The sequence below is a fragment of the Psychrobacter immobilis genome (genome assembly GCF_904846225.1).
Taxonomy (GTDB): Bacteria; Pseudomonadota; Gammaproteobacteria; order Pseudomonadales; family Moraxellaceae; genus Psychrobacter; species Psychrobacter immobilis_F.
The window spans coordinates 56,448-76,451 of sequence record NZ_CAJGZJ010000007.1 but is presented as its reverse complement, the minus strand read 5'-3'; the positions used below and the strand labels follow the sequence as shown (position 1 = coordinate 76,451).

21 protein-coding genes are annotated in these 20,004 nt (G+C 43.0%); 12 read left to right on the top strand and 9 right to left on the bottom strand.

Annotated elements, in window-relative coordinates; genetic code table 11:
* Positions 1-267: 267 nt before the first annotated feature.
* From hisIE to JMX48_RS07035, 6 genes are all read left to right on the top strand, one after another.
* Positions 268-1,107 carry a bifunctional phosphoribosyl-AMP cyclohydrolase/phosphoribosyl-ATP diphosphatase HisIE gene (gene hisIE, locus JMX48_RS07060; protein WP_201535985.1) on the top strand — a complete coding sequence of 280 codons (840 nt, stop codon included), beginning with the start codon at positions 268-270 and terminating at the stop codon, positions 1,105-1,107.
* A gap of 195 nt (positions 1,108-1,302) precedes the next feature.
* Positions 1,303-1,575 carry a Sec-independent protein translocase subunit TatA gene (tatA, locus tag JMX48_RS07055; protein WP_201535983.1) on the top strand — a complete coding sequence of 91 codons (273 nt, stop codon included), beginning with the start codon at positions 1,303-1,305 and terminating at the stop codon, positions 1,573-1,575.
* 55 nt (positions 1,576-1,630) lie between these two features.
* Complete coding sequence (gene tatB, locus JMX48_RS07050) at positions 1,631-2,335, top strand: Sec-independent protein translocase protein TatB (RefSeq protein WP_201535981.1); 705 nt, start codon at positions 1,631-1,633, stop codon at positions 2,333-2,335.
* Positions 2,335-3,249 carry a twin-arginine translocase subunit TatC gene (tatC, locus tag JMX48_RS07045; RefSeq protein WP_201535979.1) on the top strand — a complete coding sequence of 305 codons (915 nt, stop codon included), beginning with the start codon at positions 2,335-2,337 and terminating at the stop codon, positions 3,247-3,249. The genes tatB and tatC overlap by 1 nt, the downstream gene beginning before the upstream one ends.
* 231 nt (positions 3,250-3,480) lie before the next feature.
* Positions 3,481-4,980, top strand: a complete 1,500-nt coding sequence (locus JMX48_RS07040; protein ID WP_201535977.1) for a UvrD-helicase domain-containing protein — start codon at positions 3,481-3,483, stop codon at positions 4,978-4,980.
* Between the two features lie 64 nt (positions 4,981-5,044).
* On the top strand, positions 5,045-6,067 hold the full coding sequence (locus JMX48_RS07035; protein WP_201535974.1) for a tRNA dihydrouridine synthase: 1,023 nt from the start codon (positions 5,045-5,047) through the stop codon (positions 6,065-6,067).
* Between the two features lie 240 nt (positions 6,068-6,307).
* Here JMX48_RS07035 and JMX48_RS07030 read toward each other — a convergent pair whose 3' ends face one another.
* Together JMX48_RS07030 and JMX48_RS07025 are read right to left on the bottom strand one after the other, a co-directional pair.
* Positions 6,308-6,733: an MAPEG family protein gene (locus JMX48_RS07030; protein ID WP_201535971.1), complete on the bottom strand. Its 426-nt coding sequence runs from the start codon at positions 6,731-6,733 to the stop codon at positions 6,308-6,310.
* Between the two features lie 14 nt (positions 6,734-6,747).
* Positions 6,748-7,161: an OsmC family protein gene (locus JMX48_RS07025; RefSeq protein WP_201535968.1), complete on the bottom strand. Its 414-nt coding sequence runs from the start codon at positions 7,159-7,161 to the stop codon at positions 6,748-6,750.
* 444 nt (positions 7,162-7,605) lie between these two features.
* Here JMX48_RS07025 and JMX48_RS07020 point away from each other — a divergent pair, with 444 nt between their 5' ends.
* A complete protein-coding gene (locus JMX48_RS07020; protein ID WP_201535965.1) occupies positions 7,606-8,127 on the top strand; it encodes an RNA pyrophosphohydrolase in 522 nt (173 codons plus the stop codon).
* A gap of 305 nt (positions 8,128-8,432) precedes the next feature.
* Here the strand turns inward: JMX48_RS07020 and JMX48_RS07015 are convergent, their stop codons facing one another.
* On the bottom strand, positions 8,433-9,236 hold the full coding sequence (locus JMX48_RS07015) for an NRDE family protein (RefSeq protein WP_201535963.1): 804 nt from the start codon (positions 9,234-9,236) through the stop codon (positions 8,433-8,435).
* A gap of 37 nt (positions 9,237-9,273) precedes the next feature.
* Positions 9,274-10,932 carry a DUF4139 domain-containing protein gene (locus tag JMX48_RS07010; protein ID WP_227687939.1) on the bottom strand — a complete coding sequence of 553 codons (1,659 nt, stop codon included), beginning with the start codon at positions 10,930-10,932 and terminating at the stop codon, positions 9,274-9,276.
* A 174-nt stretch (positions 10,933-11,106) separates the two neighbouring features.
* Between JMX48_RS07010 and lgt the strand changes: the two genes are divergently transcribed.
* The 4 genes from lgt to JMX48_RS14240 all read left to right on the top strand — a co-directional run bounded on the left by lgt (position 11,107) and on the right by JMX48_RS14240 (position 14,018).
* Positions 11,107-11,991, top strand: coding sequence for a prolipoprotein diacylglyceryl transferase (gene lgt, locus JMX48_RS07005; RefSeq protein ID WP_201535961.1), 885 nt, complete (start codon positions 11,107-11,109; stop codon positions 11,989-11,991).
* Between the two features lie 150 nt (positions 11,992-12,141).
* Entirely contained in the window at positions 12,142-13,011 is an 870-nt protein-coding gene (locus JMX48_RS07000) for a thymidylate synthase (protein WP_201535960.1), read from the top strand.
* Between the two features lie 59 nt (positions 13,012-13,070).
* Positions 13,071-13,655 carry a dihydrofolate reductase gene (locus JMX48_RS06995; protein ID WP_201535959.1) on the top strand — a complete coding sequence of 195 codons (585 nt, stop codon included), beginning with the start codon at positions 13,071-13,073 and terminating at the stop codon, positions 13,653-13,655.
* Between the two features lie 3 nt (positions 13,656-13,658).
* On the top strand, positions 13,659-14,018 hold the full coding sequence (locus JMX48_RS14240; RefSeq protein WP_413786351.1) for an energy transducer TonB: 360 nt from the start codon (positions 13,659-13,661) through the stop codon (positions 14,016-14,018).
* A gap of 24 nt (positions 14,019-14,042) precedes the next feature.
* On the opposite strand, the gene uvrC is transcribed toward JMX48_RS14240, so the two are convergent.
* The gene (gene uvrC, locus JMX48_RS06985) at positions 14,043-15,887 is read right to left on the bottom strand and encodes an excinuclease ABC subunit UvrC (protein ID WP_201536066.1); all 1,845 of its coding nucleotides are present in this window, start codon (positions 15,885-15,887) and stop codon (positions 14,043-14,045) included.
* Positions 15,888-16,377: 490 nt separating this feature from the next.
* Here uvrC and JMX48_RS06980 point away from each other — a divergent pair, with 490 nt between their 5' ends.
* Positions 16,378-16,935, top strand: coding sequence for a DUF4442 domain-containing protein (locus tag JMX48_RS06980; protein WP_201535957.1), 558 nt, complete (start codon positions 16,378-16,380; stop codon positions 16,933-16,935).
* A 342-nt stretch (positions 16,936-17,277) separates the two neighbouring features.
* Here the strand turns inward: JMX48_RS06980 and rplS are convergent, their stop codons facing one another.
* From rplS to rpsP, 4 genes are all read right to left on the bottom strand, one after another.
* Complete coding sequence (rplS, locus tag JMX48_RS06975; protein ID WP_201535954.1) at positions 17,278-17,697, bottom strand: 50S ribosomal protein L19; 420 nt, start codon at positions 17,695-17,697, stop codon at positions 17,278-17,280.
* A 204-nt stretch (positions 17,698-17,901) separates the two neighbouring features.
* Positions 17,902-18,666 carry a tRNA (guanosine(37)-N1)-methyltransferase TrmD gene (gene trmD / locus JMX48_RS06970; RefSeq protein ID WP_201535952.1) on the bottom strand — a complete coding sequence of 255 codons (765 nt, stop codon included), beginning with the start codon at positions 18,664-18,666 and terminating at the stop codon, positions 17,902-17,904.
* Between the two features lie 77 nt (positions 18,667-18,743).
* Positions 18,744-19,277: a ribosome maturation factor RimM gene (rimM, locus tag JMX48_RS06965; protein ID WP_201535950.1), complete on the bottom strand. Its 534-nt coding sequence runs from the start codon at positions 19,275-19,277 to the stop codon at positions 18,744-18,746.
* 169 nt (positions 19,278-19,446) lie between these two features.
* On the bottom strand, positions 19,447-19,716 hold the full coding sequence (rpsP, locus tag JMX48_RS06960) for a 30S ribosomal protein S16 (RefSeq protein ID WP_201535948.1): 270 nt from the start codon (positions 19,714-19,716) through the stop codon (positions 19,447-19,449).
* Positions 19,717-20,004: the final 288 nt, after the last annotated feature.

Genomic DNA, 20,004 nt, shown 5'->3' with positions numbered 1-20,004 from the left:
AATTTTTAGTCCTGCCTTAGCAGACAATGACTTAGATTATTAGCATAAAATAGTTCCTTGTCTTTTTAATCAAAACACTGGCAAAGTTGCGGATTTGACCCAAATAGATTGAATGTCAGCTTGAGCTGTGCTTAAGTAGGGAATGAGATTTGCTATATCTATAATCTAAGGATTTATAGTAAAAACCTATTCATCATAGTTTATTTAGACGTTGATATTGCCTTTAATTCATTGCCCTTTTATTCCTATCGATAAGAAGACAGATAAATGACGACTGTACCTGCTTGGCTGACGGCCATAAATTTTAATGCGGATGGTTTGATTCCCGCTATTGCTCAAGATCATAAATCTGGGCGTATTTTGATGATGGCTTGGATGAATGCAGCAGCGCTTGCATTAACGGCGCAAACGCAAACGGCGGTCTATTTTTCACGCTCACGTGCCAAACTATGGCACAAAGGAGAGTCGTCAGGTCACACTCAAACGGTCCATGATATTCACTTGGACTGTGATGCAGATGTTATTGTGCTTAGCGTCACCCAAGCGGGTGGGATTGCTTGTCATACAGGACGCGAATCTTGTTTTTATCGGCGTTTGGATTTATCAGGCCAAGCCCCCCAATGGCAAACGGTTGATAAAGTCTTAAAAGATCCTGCTGATATCTATCATTCAAATGAATCAACCACTGTCCCTACTCTAATCGAAAACGCTAACGCTAATATCGACTCTGAGACCAGTCAAAATCAAACTGATAAAAGCTCTGTTTTGCAGCAACTGGATCAAGTATTGGCAGAGCGAAAACAGGCCGATGCAGACAGCTCTTATGTGGCCAGCTTATACGCTAAAGGACTCAATAAAATACTAGAAAAGGTTGGCGAAGAGAGCACAGAAAGCATCATCGCTGCCAAAGATTTTGCCAGTTGTGACGAAAGTAGAGACAAAGCGCAATACGATGAAGCACGACATGAATTGATCTATGAAGTGGCGGATGTCTGGTTTCATACTTTGGTGGGACTTGCGTGGTTTGACATAGAGTCAGATGCGGTGTTAAACGAGCTGGGTCGGCGCTTTGGTCTCTCAGGTATCGATGAAAAAGCGGCTCGATAGCTTGTGAAGTTACAAAATAATTGCCTAATCTGTTCGATTATTATTGCTTTCACCTTTTTGTCATAAGTGCAGGTTATAATATGGCTCTATCTTACTTCGTATTATATGTCGATCCTTTTTGTTTAATATAATCAATATTTTATACATTCGAAGCCTTCATATAAAGACTGAAAATCAAGTCACAAGGATACCATTATGGGTAGTTTTTCTATTACGCATTGGCTGATATTATTGGTTGTGGTCGTTGTCATATTTGGCACATCAAAACTGAGAAATGCTGGCAAAGATTTGGGCGGTGCCGTTAAAGGGTTTAAGGAAGCGGTCAAAGACGAAAATACAGCACATGCCAAAAAGCATGTTGTTCTTGACCACGATGGCAACGCACATACGACAGATCGCTCAGCGAGTACAAAGGTTCATGATAGCGATATCAATTCTGCTCCTGTCGACGATAAGCACAACGTATAATTTTTACGTTATCTAGCCTAGCCTGCTTCATTTGAAAGAGTGACATTCAACCATTATGTTTGATATCGGGTTTTCTGAATTACTGCTCTTTGGCGTCATTGCCTTGATTGTCTTGGGTCCAGAAAAACTGCCTCAGGCAGCGCGTACGGCTGGGCAATGGTATGCCAAAATTCGTCGAACTGTCTCCACTTTACAGTCTGAAATAGAAGCTGAGTTGGACTTGGCAGAAACGCGGCAACTCATGCAAAAAGAGCTTGCCAAAATTCGTCAGACAGAGGCGGATATGAGACGTGAGATGGCAGAAATACGTGGCAATATGAAAGAGTTTGAGTATTCTCAGAGCCAGCATCTAAAAGCCTCAGATACTACGCCCCATGATGATGAGCGCAGCAAGAACGATGCACCTAGTAGTGAGAAGGACAACAACCCATCTGCCACGCCAAAAGAGTTTGACTATCGATATGGCGCGTATGAGCAGCATAAAAAAACAGAAGAGACTGAGCTTTCATCAACGTTAGACGTTGAAAACCACCTAAAAAAATCCTCTAGTGATGATACTCATCAAACGACTCAAGCCATTCAAGTTATCAACACTAGACCGTGGGAAAACATGTGGTTCCGTCTTGGCGCGTATGATAAAGCTCGCCGTCTCCCTATGCCGCCATATTTACCAAATTATAAAGCTGATGCGTTATTAAATGCTCATTTAGATAAGCTCTCACATAAACAGGCTTCTGTAAATCAACAGGAAACCGATTAATGGGATTGTTCAAACGTAAAAAAAGCCGCCAAGAAAAAATGTCCGATGCAGATATTACTGGTTCAGACGCTCCTGATTTAAATGGCCCTGATTTAGATAATCCTAATTTAAATAAAGAAGCAACGACAGATGCCGTTGATGATGAGTCTACCGATGTTTTAAGCGCATTGGCTGATATGCCTATTACCGAGCATCTGATTGAGCTGCGTAGACACCTTATCAAAATATGTGTGGCTGTACTGGTGATATTTTTGGGTTTAGCAGGATATTCACGCGAGCTGTATGACTTATTATCAAACCCCTTAGTTGCCCAATTACCCGCCAACTCGACGATGATTGCCACGGATATTACGTCCAATTTTATGGCACCGATACGTCTGACTGTCTTTGTCGCCGCATTTTTGGCGATGCCCTATATTCTTTTTCAAATCTGGTCATTTGTAGCGCCAGGCTTATATAAAAAAGAAAAGAAAGTTGCGATCCCAGTACTACTATCGTCTATATTTTTGTTTTATGCCGGAGTGGCATTTTCTTATTTTATCGTCCTCAAAGGGGTGCTGAAGTTCTTTATCATGTTTGCCCCGCAGAATGTACTGCCAATGACAGATATCGATAGCTATCTAAATTTTGCCTTGAAATTGTTTATGGTATTTGGCTTAACTTTTGAGATTCCAGTGGTGACCTTGCTATTGATATTGGCTGGTATTGTCTCCATTCAGAGCCTAGAAGATAAACGTCGTTATATTATTGTTGGCTGTTTTGCCGTAGCCGCTGTCGTCACACCGCCCGATGGGGTGTCGATGCTGATGCTAGCGATTCCAATGTGGTTGTTGTTTGAGCTGGGTTTATTGTCGGCTAAAATTTTAATCAAAAAAGAGCCGACTCCTGCTCTAGCCTCGATAGATAAAGCATGAAGCAATTAATATCCTTATGTGGTGTGATATAAGTCTATTCAATAGAAAAAAATAATGTTTTAATCTATCATTATTTTGTTTTCCTCTTATCCCATTAATGAGCTCATTGCTTATTATCACAATTGAGTATCACCATCATCTACCAGCCATTGTGTATGCAGTGGTTGTTTTGCCGTTATTGTTTTGCCGTTATTGGTTTTAATTAATTTTCGTATTTTAGGTAGCTTTATTATGTCCGCATCCATGCCAGCTTATATGAGCGATCCCACTGACGAGCAACTGAGCGCGCTGAATATGGCGATGGATCACAAGTCATTTAAAGTGGTCGCTTATGCAGGCGCCGGTAAGACGACAACCCTAAAGCTGATCGGTGAGCGCCTACGTGGACGCGGCTTGTACTTGGCTTTTAACAAAACTATTGCCAACGATGCGCGGCAGAAGTTTCCACCACATGTAGAGTGTCGCACATTTCACTCACTGGCTTATCGCCACGTTGCTCGTGATATTACTGCCAAGCTTTCTTTACCGCGTTTTTCACCCAAGCGCCTTGGCGATGATTTGGGATTGCAGCCAGTACAAGTCCGTCGACAGATAGATGGGGCAAATAAGTACATTACACTCACGCCAGCTCGGTTGTCTCGTTTTGTCAGTGATGCCGTGAGCCATTTTTGTAGCACACATGCCAGCTACCCTGCGCCAAGACACATACTGTTTCCAAGCTGGCTCGATGAATCGGACGCCGAACAATTGCGTGAGATGCTCTACCCTGCCGTTGAACAGCGCTGGCTACAATCCATTGATGCGCGCCATCCTGCTGGCATTGGTCATGATATTTATCTCAAGCTTTGGGCGCTCTCTAAACCAAGCATTCCTGCGGATTTTATCTTATTTGATGAAGCGCAAGATGCTGACCCGTTGATGATGGGTATTTTGACCCAGCAGCCAAGACAAGTCATCTATGTGGGCGACGCTCATCAGCAGATTTATGAATGGCGCGGTGCGGTCAATGCGATGAAAAAGCTGCCTTTGCCGCAGACGTTATTGACGCAGTCCTTTCGCTTTGGGGAGCCGATTGCAGAAGTGGCCAACACCTTATTAAAAGCGTTGCAAGAAGACGTACCGTTGAAAGGCAATCCCAATAAACAATCCTCTACTGAAAAAGGCATGGTTCACAGTAAAAAAGACGCCATTCTTTGTCGTACCAATGCTGCTGCTATGTCACAGCTCTTGACTGGTCTCAAACTTGGACATCGAGTGGCGCTACAAGCCGATACCGATCGCATGCTCAAGTTCTGTCAGGCCGCTGAAAACTTAAAAAATGGTAAATCTGCGTACGGCGTACCCGAGCTGGCGTATTTCTACAATTGGGGCGATGTGCAAGAATACGCTGAGACCAATGAAGGTAGTGATCTAAAAACCTTAGTCAAATTGGTCGACGATCATGGCACCAATGTCTTAAGCCAAGCGGTCAATAGTCTGACCAGTATTGAAAATGCTGATTATGTCATCTCAACTGCCCATAAAGCCAAAGGGCTTGAATGGGGGAAAGTACAGTTAGACGACGATTTTTATTATGACGTCACGACCAATGCCGTCAAGATAAGTCCAGAAGAATTGCGCTTGCTGTATGTTGCTTGTACGCGCGCCCAGAGTAATCTTGATATTCACAATATTAAAGATTTGATATCAGGGTTACAGACGGGCAAAAAAGTGATTTTTGGCAATTCTTAATTTTCTCCTAACTCGCACTTTATAGTCTTTGCCATTCTCAATTTATAACGTTGACTTTCCGATCATGAATCATAATCAGCAACTTCAAGCACGCCAAAATACCATAAACCAATTATTTATTAACCCCGTCCGCCTTCTTGCCCCTATGGAAGGTTTGACTGATCCTTTGATGCGCCAAATCTTAACGCAAATTGCGTCAGACTTGGGTCGACCTTATGATTGGTCGGTCAGTGAATTTATTCGTATCACTCAGCATGTCCTGCCCGCGCATGTGTTTTATAAATACGTCCCAGAGCTGCATCACGATGCCAAAACGGCTTCTGGCACGCCGATTCATGTTCAGCTACTCGGTAGTGAAGCACAGCTCATGGCAGAAAACGCCGCTTACGCTTGTGAGCTTGGTGCGCCTGCGATTGATATTAACTTTGGTTGCCCTGCTAAGACGGTCAATAGTCATCGTGGCGGCTCAGTTTTGCTTGATGAGCCTGAGGTCATGTACGAGATTATCAGTGCGGTGCGTAAAGCTGTGCCCTTGCATATCCCTGTATCAGCAAAAATTCGTTTGGGTTACACCGACACTTCTAAAATGGATGACATTCGAGAGGCGATTGCGTCTAGCGGCGCTGATTGGCTGACCATTCATGCACGAACGAAAACCCAAGGCTACAAACCGCCTGCCTACTGGGATAAAATTCAGAGTTTTAATGCCCTTAGCATTCCAGTGATTGCCAATGGTGAAATATGGAACGCGGAGCAAGCACAACAATGTATGGTGCAGTCAGGTACGAAACATTTGATGTTGGGTCGCGGCGCAGTTACCCGTCCCGACTTGATTGCGCAGGTGGACAATGACAGTCATAAAGAGATGAAAAACACGACGACATTATCATGGGAAGACCTAATCGCCCATCAGATTAAATTCTTGGAAGGCGCGGCCAAAAGTGAGGTGATATTAGTTGGCCGTTATAAGCAGTGGCTCGCGATGCTAACCAAAGGCTATGTTGAGGCGCAAATACTATGGAACAGTATCAAACGAGAAAAAAATAAAGCAGTGATTATTAGTGCGCTACACGCCAGCATCCTATAGTAACCAACTGCTTTTATTTTAAAAAGATGATGGTATATTAAAAAAAACAACAGTTATAAATATTTAATGCTAGGGCGTTTCCTTATTTTAAAAATGATTATAAAAATGAGATAAACTGCCGTCAAACGAGGAAAATAGCGCAAATCATATCGAGATATTAATCAGCTATTTGACGATGTTTGGAAAAATTTAACCATTTTTAGCCCATTTAAATATGATTGCTTGAATTGAGGATACGCCTTAAACGCTCATTCGAATCGTTAAATAAAACAACATTAAACAACAAGCCATCGATAATACCCAGAGAATGGAGCGAAACGTTGCCAAGTTGGTGATGTAAGCGGCGCAATAACCCACGCGTGTCAGCACATATAGCCAAGCCAATGTATTGATAATCAGTTGCGGTACAAAGAACAACATCGCCGCTAATACTGCTGCCAAAAATATGGGCAACGTCTCGTAGCTATTTTGCTGAGCGGCATTAGCACGTGCCGCTACTCCTGTCATACCTTGCAAAAAATCGCGAGGATGCGCATTATTTCTGACCTTAAAGCCGCCAGATACTTTTGCAACGATTGATGCCGCCCATGGTAGTAAACTTGCTATTACCATTGCCCAAATTGCTGACGCGGCTGTATCAGAGACCAATCCAAAGATTGCATTCATTAGTATCTTTGCCCCTACCCTGCGATAACTTCAAAATCATGAGTGATATTTACGCCGCCTTGCACCAGCATTCGACTGGCCGAGCAGTATTTTTCTGCTGATAAATGAATGGCCTTTTCAACTTGCTTGTCTTTAATATCTTGACCCGTTACAACAAAGTGCATGTGAATATCAGTATATACCGCTGGTACGGTTTCGGCTCGCTGTGCTGTCAGCTCACAACGCACGTCTGTCACTTCTTGACGTGACTTTTGCAAAATCGCTACCACATCGTAGCTCGCACAACCACCTAGCCCTAGCAGGATCAGCTCCATTGGGCTTGCACCTTTTTCTTTATCAGCATCGATTTGAACGTTATGTCCTGATGGTGATATGCCCATAAAGGCTTTATTTTCTTGCCATGTAACGCTTGCTTTTGATTCTGACATCTTAGATTGTCCTCATATCAATGGGCACGTTGCCTATTTTTATTTTCTGAAATATACACAGTTTGCCTAGTGTAGCATAAGCCAAAGCGAGGTTTTATAACGCCAGTGTTTTTTAATAAGCTACTTTTCATAAATAACAGTTCACAGGTAATTTATTGGGCATTTATCAAACCTATGTTCTAACAATAACCTATCTCCATCGTAGAATCTTCTAAAAAAACTTACAAAAGTCTAATTATAACTTACTGATTTTAAACAGTAAAAGTCGTGAAACATTTTATAGCAAAATACTGTTACACATTTTGCTTGTTTCTTGGTTTAATAACGGTAATGAATCTTGTTTTTACCTGATATCGATAGTCGTCACCTTATAATAACTATGATTGCTATCACAATATCCTGTCTAAATAAGCGATGTTTTAAACAAATTAAAAAGGTTTAGTCATGATAGATGCAGACGGCTTTCGCGCCAATGTCGGCATCATCTTGGCAAATACACAAGGGCAAGTACTGTGGGCGAAACGTATTGGTCACAACGCTTGGCAGTTTCCGCAAGGTGGTATCGACCGCGGGGAGACGCCGATGGATGCGATGTATCGCGAGCTCTGGGAAGAGGTCGGCTTACATCCGCGTCATGTGGATTTATTGGCAGTGACGCAAGATTGGTTGCGTTATCGTCTACCAAAACGCTATGTGCGTCATGGACAATATCCTTTGTGTATTGGGCAAAAACAAAAATGGTTTTTGCTACGCTTAGATGAGCCGAATACCCAACATATTCACTTTGATGAAGGAAAACCGGAGTTTGACCACTGGCAGTGGGTCAGCTACTGGTATCCTCTCGGACAAGTGATTCACTTTAAACGCGGGGTGTACCGTCGTGCTTTGCAGGAACTAGTGCGTGAACTCCCCCTAAAACAAGAGCTGATTATTCCTAAACAAGATAACCATTTATTGGTGGAATAAGTCGCTCGATTTTTAGTTCAATACTAGCTCAATAAATATTAGTGCAATAATAAATGTCTACGATAATCGCTAGCAGTTTTAGTCATTATCGTGGACATTTTTTTATGGACGCTAGGGCGTGTCATCATTTAGATTGTGAGGCTTAAAATGAGATAAATTGCAGTCAAATAAGGAAAATAGCGCAGATAATATCGAGATATTAACCAGTTATTTGACGATGTTTGGCAAAATTTAGCCATTTTAAGACCACTAAATGATTAAGTGTGCTAATTGATGACATGCCCTAGTTGCAATCAATTTAAAAGTTAATCGCATTCTCGACTGGTGATATCGGCCGTGATATTTGAGTCTATATGACTGTCTCTACGCAAGGTTAGAATACTTTGGGTGCGCGTCCCGTAAGTTGGTACATTCTGTGCCAACTTACCAAAAGCAAAGGGCTCGATATAAACAGATGACAGTGTCTGCTCAATATCTGTACTCATGCCAGTATCAGGTAAATTGTCCGCTGGGGCTTGAGTATTGTCCGATAACACATCAAAGGCTACCTGTTGCCAATATTCAGGTGAGTTATTTTCAGCAATCAGTGGCAGCACTTCTTGGCGTAACCGACCACGCAAACGCTCAGTTTTGAACCAACTCTCCTCCGGTTGACCATTAGATATCACATGCAGCCCTGCGTACAACGCGGTGGGTGCATGGCCACGATTATTGACGATGACCGCTTGCGCCGCATCGCCGATAATGAGGTTAAAACCAGCATAATTTTGCAAATCAATCTGCCGTGCAAACGCCATCGGACTCATTGCACTGGTCAAAAAATCCGTAACCAATGCTCCTCGTGAGCGCTCATTGCTACTTGCCTGCACGCCATCACGAAAGTTTAATACCGCGGCCCAGCGTCCGTTTTTTTGATACAAATCCGCACCCGCCTCTCGGTGAACCCCTAGCCAAGTGCCACCGCTTTGACTGTCACGGCCAGCATAAATAGGCTTGTCCTGCCATTGGTGTAATGAATCAGTCGGACGCTGCAAAAACTCATCACGATTAGACAATAGCACTAGTGGTAATTCATCAAACAACTGCCAGGCAATGGCGATAATACACATAGACTTCCTTGAATTTTATATGATGAGAGTGTGTCTTTTAGTCGGTATTTAACTTTTTATCGGCAGGGTAAATAACTTGATAGGTAGACTGTAGCACTTGTGACTTTTGACTCGGCATGTCAAATTCCCAAGCGACCATACCTTGATTGTCATTCCAGTCCCGCTCAGTCACTGGCGGCGTATGCGTGACTGCTACTTTTACACTGTCGTCGCGGCTGATAGGCTCACTGCCTAATACTTGCAAATGCACGCCACGTTTGTGCTGATTGGTAAATTGATAGGATTGCGTGGTCGTTAGTTTCTGTTGTCGATTGAATACGCCTTTATCACCCTGCTTGTCTTCATCGATTAATTTTTTGACCAATATATTGGGATCGATGCCAAAGCCAATACCTTGCTCTTTTAAAGTTTGATAATCATAGCGTGACTGACCCACATAGTTATCATCGCGGTACAGCTGTAGAGAACCATCAACCCAAGACGATGTCAAAAACGGCGCTGACGCATACCAATAAGCGGCTGTTTCTACACTTGGCGTACTCCGTAGCCAAAGCTTGCTACTACCCGATTGTTCATCAATTACCGTGCTTACTCGTCTGCCATCGCTTGGAATACTGATACGCTGCGGCAACTTATATTCAGTAATGCCGTTTTTGTTTTGGCTGCTCACTGTAAAGCTAGGCAGGGGTGCCATATTGGCTTGAGAGTCGCTGCTGGCATAGCGTGTTTTTGCAGATATATCCATGGCAGGAGCATCTTCCATCATTGGTGGTGCAGCATATTCGCCCTCTTTATTTTCTTCATATAATGATAAGCGCTGAACAATGGGCAACTGGCTAGTGGTGTTTTGATTGGGGTTAACGGTGCTCAATGTGAGTGGCACATTCGTCCAATTTTCTCCAGTTTGCTGCGCAATCACGGCAGAGGCGATCATACTCAACTGCTGAGTTTCAGTATTCAGACGGGCTTGATAAGTCGGTTCCCACCCTGCACCGCGCACTTGATAATGTAGCTTAAGCGAGCTTGGCAAGCGACTAGCAGTACGTACGCTAACTTGCGTCACACTATTATAGGTTGAAGTATCGCTACCTGCGACCAGCTGATTAAGCTGCTCTTGCGCGCGAGCTTGGCGTTGCTGAATATCCAAAATTCTTTTATTAATATTTGCAGCTTGCGTTTCTATATCGCGTGCCTGATTAGCAACACTGCCATCGGTATTCATTTGCGTGACTTTAGTCAGATTTTGCAAATACGCTTTGGCTAATCGTGCTGCTTCTAATTCTGCGGTGATATAAGCCAAAGAATTTTGCTGCACCTGTACTTTGGCCTCGCCTTGATAGCGGCATTGAGCGGCCTGCTCACCACTCAAGGATTCGATACTGACTTCGCCCACATTCACCTTATCAGCTGCTTGCACGCTGATACTATCTTTATCAATGGACGGCGATAAACACGAAAAAACAAGCGTCTGCTCCCCACTACCATTAATAGGTAGCGTGCGTGTCACACTGGCTAAGCCTTGATAAACGGTAATTTTTTCAATATTGCTTATCGCCGCTTGGGCAGTCATAACATTCAAAGCTGCAAAACTGAATAGACCCAGTGAGACAATCGATTTTTTCAATCGTGGCTCATTCAGCTTTTTGCAATGATTGCTCTCAGTCAACATTGATAGTTTGAATAGATAAGCTGGCATGTCCATTCCTCAAAATAGTATTAATCCATTAATATTGCTGTCCAGTACAAGCTTAAGGTATCTGGCGCTAGGTCAAAGATAACGATCAAATAAGCCTGACAGTAATATAGTATGCCTAAGAAGCTATTTTTGCTATCATGAGCGGCATCTTATTATGAAATTTATGATGCCCTTATGATGATTCACCCTCAGTACGATCCCGTGGCGCTGTCCTTGGGTCCAGTTCAAGTGCACTGGTATGGTTTGATGTATCTGCTGGCATTTGCCGCAGCTTACGGATTGGCTTGGTATCGCAGCAGCAAACGCGATAACTGGACGACAGATATGGTATCCGACTTGGTCTTTTATGGCGCACTTGGTGTCATTTTAGGTGGTCGCGTTGGTTATGTCTTGTTTTATCAATTCGGTGAACTGTTGCAAAACCCCGCTTATCTTTTCAAAGTTTGGGAAGGCGGTATGTCTTTCCATGGCGGCTTGATTGGTGTGATGCTGGGCATGTTATATTTTGCCCGTAAATATAAAAAGACACCCTTTCAAGTGCTCGATTTCATCGTTCCCTGCGTACCAACTGGTTTATTATTTGGGCGTATTGGTAACTATATCAATGGTGAGCTATGGGGACGCGTCTCTGACGGTGGCTATAATTGGCTCACATATTTTCCTCAGGCCGCCAACTTTGATGTGCAGCAACTACAAGCCAATCCTGCGTTACAGGAGATTATGACTGAGGTTAATGGACAGTATTTGTTGCCTCGTCATCCGTCGCAATTGTATGAAGCATTTGCCGAAGGGCTGCTGTTGTTTCTCTTTTTATGGTGGTACTCATCCAAACCCCGTCCACGTATGGCAGTCACCGGTGTCTTTATGCTAGGTTACGGTTTTAGCCGCTTTATCATTGAGTTTTTCCGTCAACCAGATGTCGACCAAGGATTCATTTTTTTAGGGTGGATGACTAAAGGCCAGATGTTAAGCGCCCCGATGATTATTATCGGTCTGTTTTTGATCGGTTACGCTTACAAACGCGGTATCTACGATTGGGGTAAGCAAGCGGCTTATTAAGGCCACGCTCCCCATAGTATGATTGACCACTTGAATAATAGAGTGAGCTATCACAATGCTTATTCTAGTAATACCTTCAATAATGATAGTGTCTATGGCGATTACCAACCTAGTCTGTAGGCGCTATCAGCAGTAAATAAAGAGCATTTTATGATCAATAGTAATCAAAGTAATAATGAGCAAGGGTATCTTGATTTGCTGCGCCACGTTCTAGATAACGGTACCGAAAAAGGTGATCGTACTGGTACGGGAACGCTGAGCCATTTTGGCGCTCAGCTACGTTTTGACTTAGCGGCTGGCTTTCCCCTGTTAACGACCAAAAAAGTTCACTTTAAATCTATTGCCTATGAGCTGTTATGGTTTTTGAGTGGCAGTACTCACGTCGATTATCTACAACAAAATGGCGTGCGTATCTGGAATGAATGGGCAACGGCAGAACAAACCGCGCGCTTCAAACGTCCTGCGGGTGACTTAGGCCCTGTTTATGGTCATCAATGGCGTAATTATGGCGCGACTAAACATGACGATGGCAGCTACAACAGTGATGGCGTCGATCAAATTGCACAAATTATTGAACAAATAAAGAGCAATCCTAACTCTCGACGCTTGATTGTATCGGGTTGGAATCCGGGCGAAGCCGAGCAAGTGGCGCTACCACCATGCCATACACTATTTCAGTTTTTTGTCGCGGACAATAAGATGTCTTGCCAGCTCTATCAGCGCTCAGCAGATTTATTCCTAGGCGTGCCTTTTAATATCGCAAGCTACGCGCTATTGACTCATATGGTGGCACAGGTTTGTGGACTAGAAGTGGGTGAATTTGTTTGGACAGGTGGTGATTGTCATATTTATCAAAACCATCGCGAACAGGCTGAGTTACAGTTGACGCGCTCACTTTATCAGCTGCCAACATTGGCGCTCAATCCTGACGTTAAAGATATTTTCGCTTTTGAATACCAAGACATTAGCGTAGAAAACTATGAATCCCATCCTGCTATCAAAGCCAAAGTTGCTGTTTAAAAATTTGCCATTTAAATTGTTTATAGCTCTCATTTAAGAGAAAGTAAAAAGGACACATTATGAGTTATGCCCATACTGAAGTTGCCCAAATCGCTGCCATCAGCAGTAATCGCTGTATCGGTAAAGGCAATGAGCTACCATGGCACATCTCAGCAGACTTGCAACATTTTAAAAAGATGACCACACGTGATCCGCAAAATACTGCTTCAAATGGTGATATGCAGGGCATCGTCATTATGGGTCGTAAGACGTTTGAGTCCATGGGCAGCAAGCCTTTACCAAAGCGTGTGAACTTTATCATCACCACACAAATGGACTACGCAGAGCAGCAAGGGCTGGCAGGAAATAAGAATGCCCATGTGGTTCACAATTTGGATGACGCATTGACTCATGCTGCAAGTTTGGCACATGGTCTGCATCTAGATACTATTTGGTTGATCGGCGGTGAGCGGGTATTTAGCGAAGCGCTGATGTATACCGACCGCATTGAGTTGACCCACGTAGATACTGAGATTACGGATGGTGATGCATTTTATCCTGAGCTGCCAGATCGCTTTAAAGTAGCAAATGAATCTGAGCAGATGCACGATGAAAAAAGTGATTTAAGTTTTAAATTTACGACTTATAAAAGTGTAGCGAACTAAAAAATGACAATGAAATACATACCACTGATATTTCTCTTCGCATTTATGACAGGCTGCCAAAGTTTACCTCACACAGAGCCTGTCATTAGAGCGCCTGAGATTTTGCAATCAGTCAGTTTCAATTTGCCAAACCAAATTTTAAGGAGAGTACCTTCCAAAGAAAGCTACATGGTCATACTGCTCTTGTCTATTGATAAACATGGTACCGTTGACAGTATTAATATTAAAAAATCATCCGGTTATAAATCTATAGACCGACACGCCATGAGGCAAGCTCGTCAAATGACATTCAAAGCCGCAACTAAAGACAACAAATTTGTCAGGTCCAATGTGACACTTCCTATCACATATCTTGTCTCTTAGAAACAAGGCACAGCATCATCCCGCCTACTCATGAAGCACTTTATAAACCGTCTTCGCCAGCATTGGGCCAATGCCTTGCACGCCTGCCAGCTCTTGTTGCGAGGCACCAAGCAACTGCTGCATACCACCAAAGTGATTGAGTAGATCACGTCTGCGTTTTTCACCCAGTCCCGGAATCACTTCTAGTACCGATGACGAACGGCGCTTATCGCGTTTTTTGCGGTGGGCAGTAATGGCAAAACGATGCGCCTCGTCACGAATGTGCATCAATAGATGCAAAGCCTTACTATCCATGGGCAAATCAAGTGGCTCATGATCGATAAAGTGCAATACTTCAAGACCCGCTTTACGTCCTTCGCCTTTTGCCACACTGATGAGCAAAGTATCACCAAGGATACCTAATTCTATTAGCACTTCTTTGGCGATGCCAAGCTGACCTTTACCGCCATCAATAAGCAATAAATCAGGCAGTGGCTGTTTTTTATAACGACGCGTCAATACTTGCTTCATCGCCGCATAATCATCGCCACCTTGAATATCATGAATCGCATATTGGCGATAGTCACGTCGACGTGAGCCACCTTGGTCAAAAACCACGCAACTGCCGATGGTCGCCTCACCCATCGTATGGGAGATATCAAAACACTCAACCCGATCAATGGTTCGGTCGGTGACATTGGACAACACATCTTTTAGCGCGCCGAAGCGTGCATGCAATTCTAGATAATCACCTAGCTTGGTTTTTAGGGCATTATTGGTGTTCAATTTTGCTAAATCCAGCCATTCAGCACGATGTTCGCGCACGCTAGTCTTAATGACTACCTTGCTACCAAAATGCGTTGCCAACGCTTCACTAACAGCATTTTGATCAGGCAGCTCATGACTTAACATAATCTCTGCAGGCAAATCATCGGTCACCTGAAAATAAAATGACGTAATAAAGGCCGATAAATTATCTGCGAGCGGTTCGCTACTATCGACATCAGGGAAATAATTTTTACCACCTAACACACGGCCGCCGCGCACGGTCAACACATTGACACAGGTCATACCTGCCTGACTTGCAATAGCAATCACATCAGCCTCACCTTGTACGGTATAGACAGCTTGTTTGGCTTGTACTTCGCGTAGCATGGACAGCTGATCCCGATAAAAGACGGCTTTTTCAAAGTCTAATTCTTCAGCCGCACCTTCCATTTTTTCAATCAGAGCACTATGAATATCGCTAGAATCACCTTTCAAAAAGCGAATGGTATTATTGACATCTTCTGCGTATTCATCGGCTGATACCAAGCCCACACAAGGCGCACGGCAACGCTTAATCTGATACTCAAGACAAGGACGCTTGCGTTGTTTAAAAAAAGTATTGGTACATTGACGCATTTGAAACATTTTTTGCATCAACACTAGCGTTTCTTTAGCAGCATGGGCAGAGGGAAAAGGACCAAAAAACCGACCTTTTTGATGATTGCCTTTACCGCGTCCATAAGCCAATCTAGGATAAGGCTTATCTGCTGAAATGAACACATAAAGGTATGATTTATCATCGCGCAATAGCACGTTGTAAGGCGGACGGTGCTCTTTAATCAGGTTTTGCTCGAGCAGGAGCGCTTCTGTTTCACTACGCGTAATAATGGTCTCGATATTATGAATTCGCGCCACCAGCGCCCGTGTTTTCGGATGGTCAATAGTCTTTGCAAAATAGCTGTTTACTCGGCTCTTTAGCGACTTAGCTTTACCAACATACAGAATATCGCCATTTTTACCCAACATCTTATAGACCCCTGGCAAATTTGGCAGGCGTTGAATCAAGTGTTTAAGTCGGGCTTTTTTATCGTCGATGGGGCTCGATGTTAAGACATTGACCATAGAATTTTTTGCTCTTAAAGACATAAGTAATATCACTATTAATGGGGTGACATCAGTGATTTTGCAAGCCAATAAACCGTTTGGCAACAACCAAAAATATTACCATCATAATGACTTTTTATGTATGCAACTCGAAAGCGACTGATATTAAGAAACTCGATTGGCTCTTATTTCGAAAAAGTAATATTAGAATATGAGATATTGATAAGTTATTATGGTATTAATAACAGACAGCATTCATAGATTGTGTCCATTCATGGCGCTGATTGGTTCATAACCATTAGCATGACAGTCGCTCAGTCATTTAGCTCAAGCACTTCTGAGATTGCTATTATTTTATGGATGCTCAACTCTTTGTAAGGCTGGCGCAGCTCATAGTTTTTAATTATGATGAGTACTTTTCTTATCAGTCATTCTTTAATGCTTACTATATGAACGCATTTCAATCGGCAAACATAAAAATGAAGAAGCAAGATAATAGGATTAATGTATGAGTTTACTACCCATCAACTTTGAGACCCTAAAACGCAAAGCTAAAAAAAACATCATGCCGTTGCTGACGCCTCATTTAATTAAGCTGCGTATTAATACTTATGCACCTTATGTTGGCGCTGGTATCAAAATTGATCATATTAACCTTGATCAAGGGTTGTGCGTGGTGAGCATGGGACTGAACAGTTTAAATAAAAATATCGTCGGTACACAGTTTGGTGGCAGCTTATACTCAATGGTCGACCCCTTTTATATGCTGATGCTCATGCACCAATTGGGCAGCAGTTATGTGGTATGGGATAAAAGCTCACATATCGAATTTATCGCACCTGGCACTAGTAAAGTCACCACTCGCATGAAAATTCCTAACTCTGAGATTGTTACGATTCAAGAGCTGGCCAAAGATGGTGACGCAGTGTTTCGTGAATACGAAGCCAATATCGTCGATGATCAAGAAAAAGTTATCGCCACTGTCACTAAGACCATATATATCCGACTACGCAAATACAGTAAGTCAAAAGACCAAAGTAGCCGCGTAGATAACTTTGCTGACTAAATTAGACATTGATAGTCAAAAAACAGTAGAAGCGCTACAGTACTGCTGGAATGAATTTTTCAAAGCCTCTGTCTGTAATGGTACAGCAGGCGAGGAAAATTTATACCAGTAGTATATGACTATTGGTGTATTGAGTTAACTTTTCACCGACTATATATCTAAACTTTAAATGTAGAAGCTGACATACAAAAACCCCAATCTAGCTTTCGCATAGACTGGGGTTTTGTCTTTTTTGGTATGGCCCGCTTATTTATAAATAAACCTATGAATAAGGGCTTGTATCTACTATCGCATTCTCAGCTAACCGTACCATACGATCAACTAACAAAGGCAAGCTTTTGCTTAAATACCAGGTGCAGTGTCAGCTGCTTTAGGTACGCCAGCGTCAGTTTTTTTCTGAGCTGAACGAGCAGGAAGCTTTTCGCGGATACGGGCTGATTTACCAGAGCGCTCACGTAAGTAGTACAGTTTCGCACGGCGAACAGCACCGCGGCGTTTCACTTCAATGCTATCAATGATTGGTGAATGCAATTGGAATGCACGCTCAACACCGACGCCGCTTGAAATTTTACGGACAGTAAACGCTGAGTTTAAACCGCGGTTACGCTTAGCGATTACAATGCCTTCAAAAGCCTGTAAACGCTCACGCTCGCCTTCACGTACTTTTACTTGGACCACAACGGTATCGCCGGGTGCAAAACTTGGGCGTTCAAGCAATTGAGCGTTTTCGATGACCTGAACCAATGGATGCTTGTTGCTCATGAGAGTTATCTCCTCACATTAGATAATAGAGGCTTGACGCATATCACCTGTTTGTAATAATTAATCGCATCTCTTTATAATGAGACACAACGTAAATGGGTTATAACCAACGGCCATTATGCTATGACTCGTTTTGTTATTGCTCAAAATTTTATTTCTTAACTGTTTACCAATTTAACAATGATAAAGTCAGATTTTAAAAACCTACTTTTTCTCTGCTTTTGCTAATGCTTTTAACCACTTCGCTTGCGTGACCGTTGGGCTAAACGCTTGCCATAAGTCTGGACGACGCGCTTGCGTACGACTGACTTGCTGAGTAAAGCGCCACTTAGCGATATTGGCATGGTGACCTGAAAGTAACACATCAGGTACTGCCATACCAGCAAACTCATGAGGTTTCGTATAATGTGGACAGTCAAGCAATCCATCAACGAATGAATCTTGCTCAGCCGACTTATCATCCCCCATAACACCAGGTAGACGACGTATCACACTATCCATTAGCACCATTGCTGGCAACTCACCACCAGTCAATACATAATCACCCAATGATACTTCTATGTCGACATACTGCGACAATAGGCGCTCATCAATACCTTCATAACGACCACATAATAAAATCATGCCGTCATACTCAGTCATGCTGACCACACTACTTTCGCTGAGTGTTTGTCCTTGTGGCGACATATAAATCACCGGACAATGCTCGCTATCGACACGGCAACCATGTTGATTGGCACGCAAGCGTGCATCCTCGATAGCTTTCGACAATGGCTCAGCCATCATCACCATTCCAGGACCGCCCCCATAAGGACGTTCATCAATACGGCGATAGTTATCAGTGGTATAATCACGTGGATTAATGCATTCAATCGTAACTTGCTCTTGAGTCACTGCCCGACCCGTGATTCCAAACTCACGAATGGTGGCAAACATCTCAGGAAAAATACTAATTACGGCAAAATACATCTGATGTCTACTTGCATTTAGGCTAAAACAATCGGTGTAAGTACTAATAATGTCTGACTAAAAAGTCAGAATCGATATCAATAATCACTTTGCCATGCTACAAGCACCGTCTTATCGGTCATATCGACCTTTATTACAGTTTGCTTATGCCATGGAATCAGGCGTTCTTCATTATCCAAACTGTCTGAATTTGCCGTTACACGCATGATGTCATGGGCACCGGTTTCAAACATTTCAGTGATATTGCCTAGATATTCATCTTGCTCGTTGATAACGCGCAAGCTGACCAAATCCGACCAATAATATTCGTCTTCTGCTGTCTCAGGCAAAACGTCTTGTTCGACCCAAATGGTAACACCATTCATAGTCTCAGCAACATTACGATCAGGAATCTGCTCGAATTGAGCCACGATTCCTGTTCCTTGCTCACGCCAAGCTTTAACAGTTAAAGGTTTCATGCCAGTAGCGGTTTTCATCCACCATGACTTCATATCGAATATCGCCGTACGCTCATCCATATCACTAAATACCCAAATCCAGCCTTTGATGCCGTAAGGCTTCTTAAGCTGACCAATTTTCGTAAGGGCACTAGCGTTTGGAGCAGATGACATAACGGCTAACCTAGCAATGATTAAAACAGCAACTGTAAAAACAGTTGAGTCAAAAGCGATAAACAGTTAATGGCGTACCCTGGTTAGACCAGTTACGCTATGTGTTCTAAAGTCTACTGAGTGATGCCCATAATCGTGCTATCAGCAGCTCAGTAATAGCAACAAAAACTTAAGCAGTTGCTTCAGTTTGAGTGGCAGACTTGTTGTAAGCTTTTACTAATGAAGCAACGCGATCTGAAGGTTGTGCACCTTTTACGATCCACGCATTGTACGCTTCCATGTTTAGGCGTACTGCTTCTTCAGACTCTTTAGCGAGTGGGTTAAAAAAGCCGATGTTTTCAATATAGCGACCGTCACGCGCGCGGCGTTGATCAGCAACAACTACTTGATAAAATGGGCGTTTCTTGGCACCGCCCCGTGCTAAACGAATAACAACCATGTGAATTCTCTCTTTCGCAGGTATACCAAAAAGGGCATAATTATATCACAGTCTTAATTTATTGAAAACATAAACTGTGCTTATTTAATTATTTATTAACAATAGCTTAAATGCCAGTCGATGTAAAACACAATTAATAATAGTCCCTGTTTTTCATCTGCCTTGTATAGCTAGGTAAATATAAAAGAGATACAGCAGGGCTGGAATACATTTTTTGTAGCCTCTGTCGGCGTAGGCACAGCAAGCAAGCAAGCAAGCAAAATTTGTACCAGTCACGCTGTATAGTGC